General features: G+C 68.7%; 15 protein-coding genes. 5 read left to right on the plus strand and 10 right to left on the minus strand.

Annotated features, from left to right (window positions below):
- Positions 1-752 (plus strand): ATP-dependent metallopeptidase FtsH/Yme1/Tma family protein (locus tag FHR04_RS16620; protein WP_249039171.1); only part of this gene is annotated, 752 nt, incomplete at its 5' end.
- A gap of 65 nt (positions 753-817) precedes the next feature.
- On the opposite strand, the gene FHR04_RS16625 is transcribed toward FHR04_RS16620, so the two are convergent.
- Positions 818-1,999: a mechanosensitive ion channel family protein gene (locus FHR04_RS16625; RefSeq protein ID WP_139404380.1), complete on the minus strand. Its 1,182-nt coding sequence runs from the start codon at positions 1,997-1,999 to the stop codon at positions 818-820.
- 137 nt (positions 2,000-2,136) lie between these two features.
- On the opposite strand from FHR04_RS16625, the gene FHR04_RS16630 reads away from it, so the two are divergent.
- A complete protein-coding gene (locus FHR04_RS16630; protein ID WP_139404381.1) occupies positions 2,137-2,478 on the plus strand; it encodes a hypothetical protein in 342 nt (113 codons plus the stop codon).
- A gap of 51 nt (positions 2,479-2,529) precedes the next feature.
- On the opposite strand, the gene FHR04_RS16635 is transcribed toward FHR04_RS16630, so the two are convergent.
- The gene (locus FHR04_RS16635) at positions 2,530-3,186 is read right to left on the minus strand and encodes a glycosyltransferase family 2 protein (RefSeq protein ID WP_139404382.1); all 657 of its coding nucleotides are present in this window, start codon (positions 3,184-3,186) and stop codon (positions 2,530-2,532) included.
- Between the two features lie 84 nt (positions 3,187-3,270).
- Between FHR04_RS16635 and FHR04_RS16640 the strand changes: the two genes are divergently transcribed.
- The gene (locus FHR04_RS16640) at positions 3,271-5,100 is read left to right on the plus strand and encodes an arginine--tRNA ligase (RefSeq protein WP_139404383.1); all 1,830 of its coding nucleotides are present in this window, start codon (positions 3,271-3,273) and stop codon (positions 5,098-5,100) included.
- 52 nt (positions 5,101-5,152) lie between these two features.
- On the opposite strand, the gene FHR04_RS16645 is transcribed toward FHR04_RS16640, so the two are convergent.
- The 3 genes from FHR04_RS16645 to FHR04_RS16655 all read right to left on the minus strand — a co-directional run bounded on the left by FHR04_RS16645 (position 5,153) and on the right by FHR04_RS16655 (position 8,519).
- Positions 5,153-6,016 carry an alpha/beta hydrolase family protein gene (locus tag FHR04_RS16645; RefSeq protein WP_039682310.1) on the minus strand — a complete coding sequence of 288 codons (864 nt, stop codon included), beginning with the start codon at positions 6,014-6,016 and terminating at the stop codon, positions 5,153-5,155.
- Between the two features lie 94 nt (positions 6,017-6,110).
- Positions 6,111-7,280 carry an acyltransferase gene (locus FHR04_RS16650; protein ID WP_081994856.1) on the minus strand — a complete coding sequence of 390 codons (1,170 nt, stop codon included), beginning with the start codon at positions 7,278-7,280 and terminating at the stop codon, positions 6,111-6,113.
- 120 nt (positions 7,281-7,400) lie between these two features.
- Entirely contained in the window at positions 7,401-8,519 is a 1,119-nt protein-coding gene (locus FHR04_RS16655; RefSeq protein WP_139404384.1) for a prephenate dehydrogenase, read from the minus strand.
- 546 nt (positions 8,520-9,065) lie between these two features.
- Between FHR04_RS16655 and FHR04_RS16660 the strand changes: the two genes are divergently transcribed.
- Together FHR04_RS16660 and FHR04_RS16665 are read left to right on the plus strand one after the other, a co-directional pair.
- Positions 9,066-10,031 (plus strand): ABC transporter ATP-binding protein, encoded by a 966-nt coding sequence (locus tag FHR04_RS16660; protein ID WP_139404385.1) that lies wholly within the window; start codon positions 9,066-9,068, stop codon positions 10,029-10,031.
- Positions 10,024-10,896, plus strand: a complete 873-nt coding sequence (locus FHR04_RS16665) for an ABC transporter permease (RefSeq protein WP_039682316.1) — start codon at positions 10,024-10,026, stop codon at positions 10,894-10,896. Before FHR04_RS16660 ends, FHR04_RS16665 begins: the two co-directional genes overlap by 8 nt.
- A 106-nt stretch (positions 10,897-11,002) precedes the next feature.
- On the opposite strand, the gene FHR04_RS16670 is transcribed toward FHR04_RS16665, so the two are convergent.
- The 5 genes from FHR04_RS16670 to FHR04_RS16690 form a co-directional block, all read right to left on the minus strand.
- Complete coding sequence (locus FHR04_RS16670) at positions 11,003-11,944, minus strand: metal ABC transporter permease (RefSeq protein ID WP_139404386.1); 942 nt, start codon at positions 11,942-11,944, stop codon at positions 11,003-11,005.
- Positions 11,941-12,705, minus strand: coding sequence for a metal ABC transporter ATP-binding protein (locus FHR04_RS16675; protein ID WP_139404387.1), 765 nt, complete (start codon positions 12,703-12,705; stop codon positions 11,941-11,943). Before FHR04_RS16675 ends, FHR04_RS16670 begins: the two co-directional genes overlap by 4 nt.
- Positions 12,702-13,607, minus strand: coding sequence for a metal ABC transporter substrate-binding protein (locus FHR04_RS16680; protein ID WP_139404388.1), 906 nt, complete (start codon positions 13,605-13,607; stop codon positions 12,702-12,704). The genes FHR04_RS16675 and FHR04_RS16680 overlap by 4 nt, the downstream gene beginning before the upstream one ends.
- Positions 13,608-13,679: 72 nt before the next feature.
- Positions 13,680-14,948, minus strand: coding sequence for a vWA domain-containing protein (locus FHR04_RS16685; RefSeq protein WP_249039172.1), 1,269 nt, complete (start codon positions 14,946-14,948; stop codon positions 13,680-13,682).
- Positions 14,945-15,832 (minus strand): AAA family ATPase, encoded by an 888-nt coding sequence (locus FHR04_RS16690; protein WP_249039173.1) that lies wholly within the window; start codon positions 15,830-15,832, stop codon positions 14,945-14,947. The genes FHR04_RS16685 and FHR04_RS16690 overlap by 4 nt, the downstream gene beginning before the upstream one ends.
- Positions 15,833-15,874 lie beyond the last annotated feature (42 nt).

Genomic DNA, 15,874 nt, shown 5'->3' on the forward strand with positions numbered 1-15,874 from the left:
AGAACCTGCTGAACGAGGCGGCGCTGCAGGCGGCGCGCGAGGGGCGCAACCGGATCACCGGGCGGGATGTGGACGAGGCCCGGGACCGGGTGCTGATGGGGCCTGAGCGGCGCAGCATGGTGGTGCGTGAGGCAGACCGCAAGGTCACGGCCTACCACGAGGTCGGCCACGCCCTGGCCGCCCAACTGCTGCCCCACGCCAACCGCGTCAACAAACTGACGGTGGTGCCGCGTGGCCGGGCGGCGGGCTTCATGATGCCGGACGCCGACGACCGCCTGCACGTCACCCGCCCCGCGCTGGAGGACATGATCGCCGTGGCGCTGGCGGGCCGCGCTGCCGAGGAGGTCATCTACGGCGAGGTCACCACAGGCGCGCAGAACGATTTCCAGCAGGCCACCAACATCGCCCGCCGCATGGTCACCGAGTGGGGCATGAGTGACCGCATCGGCAAGGTGGCGCTGGCCTCTGACCAGTCCGGCTTCCTGGGCGGCGGCTCGCAGATGCAGCCCATGTCCGAGGCCACCGCCCAGGAAATCGACGAGGAGGTGCGCGCTTTAATCGACGCCGCGTATGGCCGGGTGCTGACGCTGGTGCGCGAGCATCTGGCCGCCGTCCACGAGATCGTGCGCGTGTTGCTGACCCGCGAAACCCTGTACGGCGAGGAGTTCTCCACCCTGCTGGCCGGCGGTCAGCTGGCCGAGCCCGCGCCGGTCAGCTTGAGCAAGATGAGCAAGACCGCCAGCCTGGCCTGAACCCGGCAGACCGGAGGCGGGCTCTGTCGGTTCTCTGCATCCCGTCTCTGGCTGGCCCCACTGCGTCAATCCTCGTCCTCCGGGTCACGGGTCTCGCTGGGCTTGATGGGAGAGCGGGTGCGGTCCTGATCTGTTGGCCCTGACTCGCCGCCGTCGTCACGGGTCAGCCGGATCTCAATGGGTGCGCCGCCGAAATTCAGGCTGCGCTGTGGGAAGGGAATCTCGATGCCCGCCTGATCCATGGCGATCTTGATGCGGCGGTTGAACTCGCGGCCAATCGCGTACTGGCTCTTGGGCAGCACCTTGAACAGGGCGCGCAGCGTCACGCCGTCGGGGGCCAGCTGGGTCACGCCCTGAATCTCGGGCTCCTCCAGGAAGTAGCGCCGCCACTCGCCGTCCGCGTAGATCTCGTCGCTTACGGCCTTGAGCACGCGCAGGGCCTCGTTGATGTTGGCCTGATAGGTCACGTCGACGGTGGCCACCACCCGGCTCCAGTCCTTGCTGCTGACGCTGACCGTGTTGATCTGACCGTTGGGGACGATATGTACGGTGCCGTCCAGGGCGCGCAGGGCGGTCACGCGCAGGTTCAGGCGCTCCACGTTGCCGCTCAGCAGACCGCTGTTGACCGTGATCACGTCGCCCACGCCGTACTGGTCTTCGAGCAGGATAAAAAAGCCCGTGAACACGTCCTTGATCAGGCTCTGCGCGCCGAAGCCCACCGCCAGCCCCAGCACCGAGACCCCCGCCAGCAGGCTGGTGGCGTTCACGCCCAGCGCCTGCAGGCCCGCGATCAGGCTGATGATGATGATGATGACCTTGAGGGTGCTTTCGACCACGCCCTTGAGGGTCTGCACGCGCACGTTGCGGCGGTTGAATTCGTCGTTGCCTGGCACGATGCGCTCGCTGAAGGTGCCCACCATCCGCCACGCGATCAGTGCCAGCGCCACGATCACCACGGCCTGCCCGGCGGTGTTGCGGAAGCCCTCGGCGATGTTCTGGCCCAGCGCGAACAGCACCGGAATGTTGGGCAGGTAGATCTTGTAGGTGGCGTAGGCGACGTAGCCCACCACCACCACCAGCAACCACAGCCACCTCAAGGCTTTCAACATGCGGGGGTCGATCTGGCCCCTCAGGGCGCGCAGCAGCAGGCGGCCAAAACGGTGAACGGCGTAGGAGATGACCAGCGCAATGGCCAGCCACAGCCACACGCTGGGTTTAGACAGTTGAACGAGCAGGATTTCCAGCATAGCGGGCCAGTCTCTCACAAAGGCACTAACTCTGGAATGACAGCCGCATAAGAGAGCAGGGCCTGGGTGGCCTGTCAGTTCCGGCACATGGGCGGTCCACGGCGCCCACGTCTTCCAGGCCCACTAGACTGCCGGGCATGTCCCCCGAATCCAGCAAGCCCGCCAGCAAGGCAGACACCAGCAAGCCCATTGCCCCCGATGACCGCGCCCGGCTGGACCCGGTGTTCATGCAGGTGGTGCTGGACGTGCAGGCGCAGGTGCAGCAGACCCAGCCCACGCAAAGCGGCAATCTGGCCGCCATGTTTCACAAGGAGACGGTGGGCGACGCCCTGCAGGGGCTGGCCATGCTGATCGCGGGCTGGAACCAGAACCGTATCGACGGCGCGGGGCTGGGCCGCACGGTCAAGGCTCTGCGGGCGCTGGACCTGCCGGAACTGGCAGGGCGCATGGAAAAGCTGCGGCAGATCGACGAGGGCTGAGGCGCCTGTACTGGGCGCCGGGGGCTGAAAGCGGGCGTCTGGACGCCAGGGTCAGGGTTTCTTGCGCCGCGCCCGGAAGGTCAGCAGGTCGGCGTACATGCGGGTTCTGGCCCACGCGCCGTTCCAGAAGCCTCGTTTCTTTTCCTTCAATACCTGCCCCACCTGCGGCAGCTCGACATAATCCCAGCGTGCCCCGGTGCTTTTCAGGTGGCGGGTGATGGCCGGTTCGGGCCAGCGTTCCTCGCCCAGATGCGGCACCGAGCGCAGCCAGTCGCGGCGGCAGACCCGCTGCCCGCTCAGGTGCGGGGTCAGCTTGTTGCCCCAGTCGGTCACGAAGCCGCCGCCCTCGAAGACGCCGATGCTCATGTCCAGTTCGCCGCTGGTCACCGGGCGCAGCATCCGCCTCAGGTGGTCCAGGGTCAGCCCCGTGAGATCGGCGTCCAGCATCACGATGAACTCGGCGTCGGTGGCGTCCAGCGCTGCGGACAGGGCCGCCCCCTTGCCCCCGTTCTCGGCCAGTTCCACCACCCGCGCCCCGGCCGCGCGGGCCACCGCCGCCGTGTCGTCGTCGCTGCCGTCGGAGGCCACCACCACCTGCGGCGTCAGGCCCAGGCCCACGCGCACCACGTCCGCCACCGTGTCGGCCTCGTTGTAGGCCGGAATGACCACCGCCACCGACAGGGCCTGGGGAGAGTGCGGGTCCGGCATGGTCCGTATGCTACGGGAAGGCGGGTCTGCCCTGGCGCATCACGCCGGAGTGTGAAGGCCCCATCTGCCCTAAACTTCCATGTTATGGACCTCAAGACACAACTCAAGGCCGCCGTGGAAGACGCGGCCCAGCGGCTCGGCGCGCCCATCGACGCCGCCATCCAGGAAACCCCGGCGGGCAAGGCGGGCGACTACGGCACCCCCGCCGCCTTTCTGATCGCCAAGGCGGTGGGCGGCAACCCGGCGCAGATCGCCGCGCAGCTCGCGCAGACCGTGGACCTGCCGGCGGGCATCAAGCGGGTGGAGGCGGCGGGGCCGTTCCTGAACTTCTTCGTGGACGTGGCCGGTTTCGTGCGCGGCGTCGTGGAGCGCCCCTTCGAGATGCCCCGGCTGAGCGGCAAGGTGGTGATCGAGCACACCTCGGTCAACCCCAACAAGGAACTGCACGTGGGCCACCTGCGCAACGTGGTGCTGGGCGACAGCATGGCCCGCATCTTCCGCGCCGCCGGGCAGACCGTGGAAGTGCAGAACTACATCGACGACACCGGACGTCAGGCCGCCGAGTCCATCTTTGCCGTGAACCACTACGGCCTGACGTGGGACGGCGTGCAGAAGTACGACCACTGGCTGGGCGAGGGCTACGTGCGCCTGAACGCCGACCCGGCAAAAGGTGAGTTGGAACCCGGCATCCGCGCGATCATGCACCGCCTGGAAGCCGGGGAGCTGCGTTCAGAGGTGGAGAAGGTCGTGCATGCCCACCTGGACACCTGCTTTCGCCTGGGCGCCCGCTACGACCTGCTGGCCTGGGAGTCCGACGTGGTCGGCAGCGGGTTTCTGGGCCATGGCCTGAACATTCTGGAAGGCAGCCCCTACACCAGCCATCCCACTTCGGGCAAGTTTGCGGACGCCTTCGTGATGGACGTGTCGTCGTTCCTGCCGAACCTGGAAGAGCCCAACGTCGTGCTGCGCCGCAGCGACGGCACGGCCATGTACGTCGCCAAGGATGTGGGCTACCAGTTCTGGAAGTTCGGGCTGTTTGAGGGCATGCGCTTTAAGCCCTTTACTCAGGACCCTGAAGGCCACACCGTCTGGACGAGCGCGCCGGACGGCCAGCCGGACACCGAGAGGCGTTTCGGCCACGCCGACGAGGTGATCAACGTGATCGACTCGCGCCAGGAGCACCCGCAGAAGATTGTCAAAGCGGCCCTGGGCGTCGCTGAGCAGCCGGAAAAGGAGGCGCGCAGCATCCACCTGTCCTACGCCTTCGTGACGCTGGAAGGACAGACCATCAGCGGACGCAAGGGCGTGACGGTCAGCGCGGACGCGGCGATGGACGAGGCGCAGAAACGGGCGCTGGACGAACTCGCGAAGGTCAACCCCGAACTCGCGGGGCGGGAGGACGCCGGGGAAATCGCCCGCCGCATCGGCCTGGGTGCGATCCGCTTTGCTATGCTCAAGGCCGAGCCGACGCGCAAGATCGACTTCCGCTGGGAGCAGGCGCTGGCGCTGAACGGCGACACCGCGCCGTATGTCCAGTACGCCGCCGTCCGCGCCGCCAACATTCTGCGTAAGGGGCAGGAGGCGGGCTTTGCCACCGACGGCAGCGGGGCCGACTGGGACGCCCTGCCGGACATCGACCTGACCCTCGCCAAACAGGTGGCCAGGCTGCCCGAGGTCGTCGCCCAGAGCGTGCGCGTCCACTCGCCGCATGTGGTGGCGCAGTACGCGCTGGATCTCGCCACGTCGTTCAACGCCTGGTACAACGCCAAGGACAAACGGGGCAAGCCGGCCACCAACGTCCTGCAATCTGAAGAGGGCCTGCGCGAGGCGCGGCTGGCGCTGGTCGCCCGCTTGCGTCAGGCTTTCGAGGAGACGCTGGACCTGATTGGCATCGAGGTTCCGGCGGCGATGTGAGATCGGTGGGGAAGGCCGGCAGACTGGCCTTCCCCATCTTCTCTGCCGCGCGCTACTTCACCGCCTTGACCGGATCCCGCCCTTCGAGCCGCTTGTAAAAGCCCACGAGGCGCTGCGCCATGTCCGGCGTGAAGCGGTTGCCGCCCAGGTGGGGACCGCTCAGGGACACGAATTCGCTGCTTCCCAGGGCGGCGTGCGGGTACAGACGCTCGCCGTTGGTCAGCGCCGGCACCGTGCCGTCGCTCACGCTGGCGGCCACGAACAGCGGCAGGTACGGGGCCTTGAAGGTCTGCATCAGGGGGTCCACGCTCGGCGGCGGCTCGTTCTGCGTGCCGTAGGCGGCGCTGATCTCCTTGCGGCGGGCCGGGGAAGCGTTCCAGGCCACCCGCAGGTCCGTCCAGGCGTCGATCAGCGCCACGCCGCCCACCCGGTAGGGGCTGCCGGGCAGCGCACTTCTCAGGGCCATCAGGCCGCCCATGCTCAGGCCCAGGGCGTAGGTGTGGCCGTTCCAGGCAAAGCGTTTGAGGGCCGCGGCGTGCACCTGCCCCACCTCCTTCATGGCGCGCGGGCTGCCCCAGGTGGCGGGACCACCGTCGCCGCTGAGCAGCACGGCAAAGTGCGACTCCAGCAGGGCGCCGATCAGCACCTGAAAGGTGGCGCTGTCGCGCAGGCGGGCCGCACTCTGGTTGCGCGGGTGCGACACGACGACCAGCGGGCAGGGCAGGTAGGTGCAACTGTCGGGAATCCGCAGCAGCGATTCGCGCCCCGGCTGTCCCAGCGGCAGCCAGTCCACCGGCTGGGCCAGCGCGCCGGTCTCGGAGGTGCCGGGTGCAGGGGCGCGCGGCGGGGCGGCGGCCCCCGCAACGGGGGGAACGGTCAGGGCCAGCACCGCGATCAGGGAAAGGAACCGGTTCACAACGTTCCAGACTGTAGCGCGCCCGGCCTCACGCCGGGCTGACATCCTGGGGCCGTCCCGGCTGGGCCGCCGCTTCCGGCGTGCGCGCCCATCCTCAGCGGCCGAAGATGAATTTGCTCAGGCGGGTGTCCACCAGCAGCAGTGCCAGCATGGCCGGCAGCAGCAGGGCCAGCAGGAAGTACCCCAAGGTGGTAAGCGCGAAGACCAGCGGATCCCCCCCTGGCGAGTGCAGACGTTCCAGCGTTTGCAAGATGGCCGGGTGGATCAGGTAGATCTGCAGACTGAACATCCCGATGGTGCCCAGGCCCACCCGCCAGCGCCGGCTCAGGCGCTGCAGGCTGTAGGCCACGCCCAGCACGGTCAGCGCCATCAGCGTGGTGTAGGCCCAGCTCAGGCCGGAATACACCATCGGGTTCAGCGGCTCGCCGCGCACGTAGGCCAGCGCCTGCGGCAGGTACAGCGCGTAAGCTGTCGCCGCCGCCGCGATCAGGACGAGGCGATACTTGCGCCACCATGCCGGGAAGTCGTCGAGCCGTGCGCCCACCGCCATGCCCACCGTGATCGGCAGCATGTACCACAAGACGGTGCTGGCCGGGTACGGCACCCGCAGGACCGAGCGGTTCAGCAGGTAGATGCCCAGTTGCAGCGCCGCGCCGAGCAGCAGCGCCAGCACAATCGGGGGCCGGCGCCGGGCCAGCGGCAGCAGCAGCGGAATGACTAGGTAGACCTCCAGCGCCACCAGCAGGAAATACAGGTGGTAGCTGGCCTTGCCGTACTGCAGATAGAACAACCACTTGTCGGGATCGGTCAGGGTGCTGGCCGGACGCTGGCCGGTCCACACGTACCAGCCCATGTACAGCGCGCTCCACAGCAGGTACGGCCACGCCCCGCGCGTCAGCCGCCGCCAGAAGTAGCGTCCGGGGCGGAAATTCTTGAGCAGGCTGCGGGTCAGCACCACCGCCGACAGGAACACGAAGGCGGGCACGGCGAAGTGCAGCGTGCGGTTGATTAATTGCAGCAGCATGAAGCTCAGGGTGTCGGGCACCGCGTAGCGCAGCGCCAGGCCCGAGGTGTGGTGGGCCACCACCTCCAGAATGGTGATGCCCCGGAACAGGTCGATGGCCGTCAACTTGTGGGGCACGCCCCCGGTCGAGGCCGGTTCGGCCTCCGACGGAGGAATCAGACCCTCGGCATCGGCGCTGAAGTCGGGGTCCTCCGGCAGGCGCGGCTGCTCGGCAGGGGGGGGAAAACGGGTCTGGGTCATGGGAAATCACGCGTGCGCTGCGGGCAGTCTAGTGGATTTGCCGGAAGCGGCGGCGTTTGCGGATGTCTCTCCACGGCGTCGGCGCCCAGCAACCCTCGCTGGGCCGTGACGAACTGGCGCTCAGCCCCGCCCGCGGACCTCAAAACCCGCGCCGCGCAGAATGCCGGTCGCCTGAACCACAGCGTCGGCGGATTCCAGGCCCAGTCGCAGCGCCCCGCCTTCCTCGCGGATCGCCAGCACCTCGATGTCCTTGATGTTGACCCCCGCCGCCCCCAGTGTCTGGGTCACGACGCCGATCTGGTTGGGTTTGTCCGGCACCGCCACCACCAGATCGTACTTCTGCGGCAGCAGGCTGCGGCGCACCACCGGCAGGCTGTCGCGGGTGCGCTTGCCCTCGTGGGCGGCGGCCAGCAGTTCCTCGGGTTCCTCCAGGTCGGCCTCCAGACGGTCCAACTGGTACCGGAAGCGCCGGAGCGCCTCACGCAGCGCCGTTTTGTTCTCCACCACCATGTCGCGGCTCATGCGCGGGTCGCCGCTGGCCACGCGGGTCAGGTCGCGGAAGCCCCCGGCGGCCAGCAGGCTCAGGCGCTCGTCGCGGGCCACCATATGGGTCAGCGCCAGACTCGCCAGGTACGGCAGGTGGCTGACCGTCGCCACCAGCGCATCGTGGGCGTCGGGCGGCATCACCACTGGGGCGGCCCCCAGCCCTTCCACCAGCGTGCGGGCGCGGCTCAGGGCGGTCAGCGGCGTCTGATCGGTGGGGGTCAGCACCCACACGGCGTTTTCCAGCAGCGCGGCGTTGGCGTGCGTGACCCCGCCGCGCTCGCTGCCCGCCATCGGGTGCCCGGCCACGAAGTTGCGGACCCCCAGCCGTTCCATCTCGGCGGCGATGCCGCCCTTGACGCTGCCCACGTCGCTGACCAGCGCCGCCGGATTCAGGAAGGGGGCCAGCTCATTGGCCAGCGGGATCAGGGCGCGCATGGGGGCGGCCAGAATCACCAGATCGGCCCCGCGCAGCCATTCGCCCGCCGTGGGGCGGACCTCGTCCACCAACCCCAGCGCCTCGGCCTCGCGCAGCACATCCATGCTGGCGTCCATCCCGATCACGCGCTGGGCCAGAAAGCGCTGGCGCAGGCCCATCGCCACGCTGCCGCCGATCAGCCCCACCCCGGCCACCACCGCCGTCCCGAACAGCGGCGCGGGGGTTACGGGCGTGGCAGAAGGGTCTGGCTCAGACATGAACGGGAGGCTAGCACGGGGGTGGTGGGGTGGTTTTGGACCTGTTCAGGCGCTGCCTGGAGTGGCCCTCCGCTGCGGGGTTGCGCCCGTCCCAATCGTTCCCGCCCCCACTCGCCCTGACGAACGGAATGGGAAGCGGGCAACAGGATTTTTGCTGTCTGGCAGGCGGGAGGGCAGGCTTCGCCTGCCACCCCCACCCAGCCTCTCGCGGGGCGAGCTGTACCAGTCCCCCGCCGGGGAGGAGGAGCCGAAAGCCAGGGCATCTTGCTTTACCTCATGCATAGAATCGCCAACGGAGAAGCAACCGAAGGCCGTCGGGCGCGCAGCGCACGGGCCGCATTGGGCGTCACGGAGCAGGGCATCAGACCCGGATGCCGCCGCCCTCTTCCACTCACAACGCCCACTCCTCCTGCCTAGCGCAGCGCCGCTCCCCCTGCCCCTCTGGGGGAGGGGGCTGGGGGGTGGGGCTGCCCGAACGACACCTCAACCCAGCAACTGCAACCTTCGGCGCACGCCGCACGCCCCCCCGGCCCCTATGCTGACCCCATGAGCGCTTCCCCCCCTCCCATTATCGAAACGCAGGAGCTGCGCAAGGTCTACAAAGACCGCGCGGTGGTGGACGGCCTGAGCCTGCGCGTGCTGCCCGGCGAGGTCTTCGGCTTCCTGGGGCCGAACGGCGCGGGCAAAAGCACCACCGTCAAGATGCTGCTGGGGCTGGTGCTGCCCACCGGCGGCCAGATGCGCGTGCTGGGCGGCTCCCCCGCCGATCCCGCCGTGCGCGCCCGCCTGGGCTTCCTGCCCGAGCAGTTCCGCTTTCAAACGTGGATGACCGCCGAGGAATTCCTGCACTTTCACGGGCGGCTGGCCGGAATGCGGGCCGCCGAACTGCGCGCCCGCGTCCCGCAGGTGCTCAAAACCGTGGGCCTGGGGGGGCGCGGCCAGGAGTCGCTGGGCGGCTACAGCAAGGGCATGTTGCAACGCTGCGGGCTGGCCGGGGCGATCCTGGCGCGGCCCGAACTGGTGTTTCTGGACGAGCCGACGAGCGCCCTCGATCCCATCGGCCGGGTGGAGGTGCGCGAGATCATCGAGGGCCTGCGCGCCGACGGCGTGGCGGTGTTCCTCAACTCGCACCTGCTGTCGGAGGTGGAACAGGTGTGTGACCGGGTGGCCTTCGTCAAGGAGGGCCGGGTCTTGCAGCAGGGCAGCATGCAGGAGCTGATGGGCGGCGTGATCCCGCTGGGCATCCGGGTGGACGCCGTGAAGCCCGGCCTGCTGGACGCGCTGGCCCGGCTGGGCGAGGTGCGCCACACCGATACCCAGACCCCTGGCCGCGCCGAGATCGAGCTGTGGCTGCCGGACGCAGACCGGGTGCCTGCGGTGGCCGACGCCATCCACGCATCTGGCGCTCGTCTGCACGCCCTGATCCCGCGCCGCCCCGATCTGGAAACGATGTTCCTGGAGCTGATCGAGGATCGCCCGGCCCCCACCACCCCGGAGGCCGTCCGTGCGTAATGCCCTTCTCATTGCCGAACTGTCCCTGCGCGAGGCCGTCCGCAAGCGGCTGGTCAGCGTGCTGCTTATTCTCAGCGTGCTGTTTATCGGCTTCTACCTGTACGGCATCTACCGCCTGGAACTGAATCTGAACGAGCGGGCGGTGGACGCTGGCCTGGACGGGCGCAGCACCACGGGGCTGTCGAACCTGCCGGTGATGTACGCGGCCATGTTCGGCATGTACCTGGTGTATTTCCTGGGGGCGCTGATGTCGGTGCTGTCCACCGTGGGCGCGGTCAGCGGCGACATCGAGAACGGCGTGATGCAAAGCGTGATCGCCCGCCCGATCAGCCGCGCGCAGCTGGTACTGGGGCGCTGGATCGGCTTCACAGTGGTGAACGTGGTGTACGTGGCGCTGCTGGGCATCGCCCTGCTCGTCGGCGTGTACGCCATCACCGGCTACCTGCCGCCCGCTCCCGCCCCCGCGCTGGGCCTGATCCTGCTGTCCGTGACGCTGCTGACCGCCCTGACGGTGCTGGGCAGCACGCTGTTCACCACCCTCGCCAACGGCATCGGCGTCTTTGTGCTGTATGGGGCAGGCTTTACCGGCGGCATCCTGAGCGCCATCGGCACCCTGTCGGACACCCAGATCCTGACCACGCTGGGGCGCGTCGCCAACGTGGTCATGCCCACCAACGCGCTGTGGCTGGGGGCCAGTTACCTGCTGCAACCGGACAGCCTGCTGGAGATCAGCCGGCGCACCGGGGGGGCCAATCCCTTCTTCGGCGCTGACCCGATTGCGCCCACGCTGGTCTTATGGGCGGCCGCGCTGGCGGCGCTGGCCGTGATGGCGGCGATGTGGCGCTTCAGCCGGCGCGATCTGTAGCGGCGGGCGATCGTCCAGGCCAGGGGACGGCCCCTCTCCACTGTGAAGAGGGGCCGTCCCTTGTGGCGATATTTCGAGTCGGAATGACCCTCCGCAGGAGAGATGCTCAGTCGGTGGCCTGCTCCTTGCTGGCGTTGCGCACCCGAGTCAGAATCGGGCGGGGCGTGGAGGCGAGGCCACCCTCGCCCAGCTCATCGGCCCGTTCGGCCAGCTGCTGGCGGCGGCGGGCCAGCTGACCGTGCTTGGGCGCGAAGACAAAGGCCAGCAGGAAGAAGAGGCTCTGCACCAGCACGATGCACGCGCCCGTCGCGCCGTCCAGAAAGTAGCTGCCGTAGGTGCCGATCACGGCGGACAGGATGCCGCAGGCCACGGCGATCCACAGCATCTTCGAGAACCTGTCGGTCAGCAGGTAGGCGGTGGCCCCCGGCGTGATCAGCATCGCCACCACCAGAATCACGCCCACGGTTTGCAGCGCGGTCACGATGGTCAGTGCCAGCACGGTGAGCAGCACGTAGTTCAGCACGCCGGTGTTCAGGCCAATCGAGCGGGCGTGGGTGGGGTCAAACACGTACAGCAGCAGGTCTTTTCTGAGCAGCAGGGTCACGGTCAGCGCGATGGCCCCGGCAATCACCGTCTGCCACAGCTCTGAGTCGCCGATGCCCAGCACGTCCCCGAACAGGATGTGGCTCAGGTGGACGTCGCTGGAAATCTTGGAGATCATCACCAGCCCCAGCGCGAACAGCGCCGTGAAGACCACCCCGATCACGGTGTCCTCCTTGACCCGCGAGCGCGACTGGATAAAGCCGATGGCGCTCACGCTGAGCAGCCCGAAGGCGAAGGCCCCGATCACGAAGGGCAGCCCCAGCAGGTACGAGATCACCACGCCGGGCAACACGGCGTGTGAAACGGCGTCGCCCATTAAAGACCAGCCCTTGAGGATCACGAAGCACGACAGCACCGCGCACACGGCGCCCACCAGCGCGCTGACCAGCAGGGCGCGGGTCATGAAGTCGTAGTGCAGGGGGGCCAGCAGCAGTTCCAAATTCATGGGCGGGCCTCCAGTTTGGCCGTGGAAGGAGCGTGCAGCGGCGAGCGGCCCCCGAAGGTGTGGGCCAGATGCTCGGCGGTCAGCACCTCATCGGTGGGGCCGTACAGTAAGACGGTGCGGTCTGCGATCAGGGCCACCTCGTCACAGAAGGTTTCCAGCGTGCCCAGATCGTGGGTGCTGACCAGCATCGAGCGGCCCTCGCGGCGCAGCTCGCCCATCAGCGCAATGATCGCCTCGCTGGTGCCCACGTCCACGCCGCCGAAGGGTTCGTCCAGCAGCAGCAGGCGGCCCTCCTGGGCCAGCGCGCGGGCCAGGAAAGCGCGTTTGCGCTGCCCGCCGCTCAGTTCGCCGATCTGGCGCCCGGCAAAGGCGCTCATCCCCACGCGCTCCAGGCTTTCCTCCACCAGTTGGTGATCGGCAGCCCCCGGACGGCGCAGCCAGCCCATCTGGCCCTGGCGGCCCATCATGACCACCTCGCGCACGCTGACCGGGAAGTTCCAGTCCACGTCCTCGCTCTGCGGCACGTAGGCGATCAGTCCGGCCTTCTGGGCGCGGATGACGGGTTGCTCGAAGACTTGCACGCTGCCGCGCAGCGGAGGCAGGAATCCCATTACGGTCTTGAACAGCGTGCTTTTGCCCGAGCCGTTCATGCCCACCAGCCCGCAGACGCTGCCGCCCCCCACCTGCAAGGTGGCCTGCCGCAGGGCGAGTCGTCCGCCGCCGTAGGCCACGCTCACGTTTTGAACGTCCAGCGCGATCATTTCTGGCCTCCCAGGCCCCTGAGGATGGTGTCGGCGTCCTTTTGCAGCAGGGTCAGGTAGGTGGGCACCGGCCCTCCCGCGTCGGTCAGCGAGTCCACGTACAGCACGCCGCCGAATCTGGCTCCGGCCTCCCGCGCCACCTGCTGCATGCCGCGCGTGGGCACGGTGCTTTCGCAGAACACGGCGGGAATCTTCCCGGCGCGCACGGCGTCGATCACGCCCTTGATCTGCCGGGGCGTGCCCTGCCCTTCCTCGGCGTTGACCGGCCACAGGTAATGCTCGGACAGGCCATAGTCGCGCGTCAGGTAGGAAAAGGCCCCCTCGCAGGTCACCAGCGCCCGCTGATTTTTCGGCAGGCTGGCGAGTTGGGTCTTCAGGCGGGCGTCCACCGCGCGAATCTTGGCGCTGTAGGCCTTCGCGTTGGCGTTGAAGGTCTTTGCCCCGGCGGGATCGAGCTTCACGAACGCCTTGCGGATGTTTTCGACATAGACCAGCGCGTTCTTGGGCGACATCCAGGCGTGCGGGTTGGGCTTGCCCTTGTAAGCATCGGCGCTGATGTTCACCGGCTTGATGCCGTCGGTCAGCGTGACGCTGGGCACCTGGCCCAGTTGCCGCGTGAATTTCTCGAACCACAGCTCCAGGCCCAGCCCGTTGTTCAGGATCAGGCTGGCCCCGCGCGCGTTTACCAGATCGCTGGGCGTGAACTGGTAGCCATGAATCTCGGCGCCGGGCTTGGTGATGGACACGACATTCAGGCGGTCTCCGGCGACGTTCTGTGCCATGTCGGCCAGGATGGTAAAGGTGGTCAGGACGGTCTTTTTTTCGGAGGATGGGGCGGCCTGAGCCACACCCGATGCCGCCATCGCAGCGCAGAGCAACAGGGTTTGAGGCTTCCTGATCATAATTTTAGGTTAGACTAAACACAGACCGAAGTCAATTGCGATTCAGTTTTCGGCCCGCGAATTATCGGGGGTTCAGGGTGGTGGAAGGAGTGCCCGGCCGCCCCGCCGAAGCCGCTGTCCCAGCCGCTGCAAATCTTCCATCCCCCCAGCAGGCAGCAAGGCGTCCAGGTAGGGCAGGGCCGCCTTGATGGCGCGTTGCACCGGCTGGTAGCCCGGCAGCGCGGCCAGCGGCGAGAGCCAGATCAGCCGACCGGCCCGCGCCTTCAGGTCACGCAGGGCGCGTTCCAGCACCTCCGGTTCCCCGGTGTCCAGTCCGTCGCTCAGGATTAAAACCAGCGTGTCGCGGCCCACCCGTTCGCGTTCCTGGCGGGCCAGTTGCAGCAGGTTCTCGCCGATGCGGGTGCCGCCGCCCCAGGCCTCGCCCAGGTCCGGCAGGCTCAGCGGCTGGCCCGGCAGCGCCTGATGCAGATACGGGGTCAGGCGGCGCAGCCCGGTGGAAAAGGCGTAGACCTCCACCCGGCGGGTGCGCAGCGACAGGGCCTGGGCGAATCTGAGCAGCAGCGTGGCGTCGCGGCCCATACTGCGGCTGCCGTCCAGCACCAGCAGGAAGCGCGGCGAGCGGCGCGGGCGGCCCAGCCAGCGCAGCACTGCCGGGTCGCCTGCGGTGCGGGCGGCGGCGCGCAGGGTGCGGCGGGCGTCCAGCTTCGGCCCGCGCAGCAGCGGCTTCAGGCGTCTGGACCGCCCCAGTTCCACGGCCTGAATCAGTGCGGCGGCGGCGCGCAACAGCTCCCGCAACTCTCCCTCTTCGGCGCGCACCTCGCCCCCGGCCCCGGCATTCGGGCTGAGACGGGTCTGAATGGTTTGAACGTCGCCGCCGGAGTCGTCGGGGTTATCCTTCGATTCACTCTGGGGTTGGGCCTGCACGGTGGTCAGTTCAGGTGCCTCGCCCGGTTCGGGTGGAGCCGGGGCGGGGGCCTGCCCCTCACCGTCCTGCTGTTTTTTAGGCGTCGTCTCGGTGTCCTGTTCGGTGCCGGGGGCCTGGGTTTCGGGCAGCAGCGGGGGCAGTTCGGGCGGGGTGGGGCTGCCCCCCGCGCGGAAGAAGGTGTTGAACTCGTGATCGAAGACGCGGGCCTGTTCCGGGCGGGCGATCAGCACGGCGCGCAGGGCGTCGCGCAGTTGCCGCTTGCTCAGCACGTCCACCACCCCGGCGGCCCGCAGGGCGTCGCCCGCCTCCCCCGGACCCACCAGAAAGCCGTGCCTCACGCGCAGCCGGATCACGAAAGAGGTGATTTTTGCGGACAGTTCTGCCGGCAGCGAGGTCTCGGGGAAAGGGGCCGTCACCCCGCCTCCGCCCGGCCCGCCACCCCCCGCAGCGTCGGCGCGGCCAGCAGCTGGTCCTCGCGCAGCTTCAGCACCGCGCCCAGCGTGGCCTCGATGCTCCCGGCGTCCAGATGGTCCTGGTGCAACGCGAGCAGCGCCGCTGCCCAGTCCAGCGTTTCGGCCACCCCTGGCGGTTTGCCCAGAGGGAGTTGACGCAGGGCATGCACGGCGTCGGTGACCTGACGGGCCAGCGCCGCGTCGATGCCCGGCAGCCGCGCCTGCACGATCTCCAGTTCCTGCCGCGCGGTGGGGTATTCCACCCAGTGGTACAGGCAGCGGCGGCGCAGCGCGTCGCTCAGCTCGCGCGAACGGTTGCTGGTCAGAATGGTGTGCGGGCGCGTGCGGGCCTTCAGGGTCCCCAGTTCCGGCACCGTGATCTGCCACTCGGCCAGCAACTCCAGCAAAAAGGCCTCGAAGGCGTCGTCGGCGCGGTCGATCTCGTCGATCAGCAGCACCGGGGCCACGTCCTGCTGAATGGCCTGCAGCAGCGGGCGGGCCATCAGGAAGCGTTCGCCGTACAGTTCGTCGTCGTCCACCCGGCCCCCGCTGATCTCGGCCGAGCGCAGATACAGCAGCTGGCGGGCGTAGTTCCACTCGTACAGCGCGGCCTGCGCGTCCAGCCCCTCGTAGCACTGCAGGCGGATCAACCGGGTGCCCAGCGCCGCGGCCAGCGTCTTGGCCGCCTCGGTCTTGCCCACCCCGGCCGGGCCTTCCAGCAGCAGCGGCTTTTGCAGCGCCGGCACCAGCCGCAGCGCCGTGGCCAGCGCGTCCCCGGCCACGTAGCCCTGTGCCCGGAACGCGGCTTGCAGGGCCGCCGGGTCGGTCAGATCGGCGGCCGAGGTCACGCGCCGCCGCCGGAGACGAGGAATGCAGACGGAACAGGAGGC

The sequence above is a fragment of the Deinococcus radiopugnans ATCC 19172 genome, assembly GCF_006335125.1.
In the GTDB taxonomy this organism is placed as follows: domain Bacteria; phylum Deinococcota; class Deinococci; order Deinococcales; family Deinococcaceae; genus Deinococcus; species Deinococcus radiopugnans.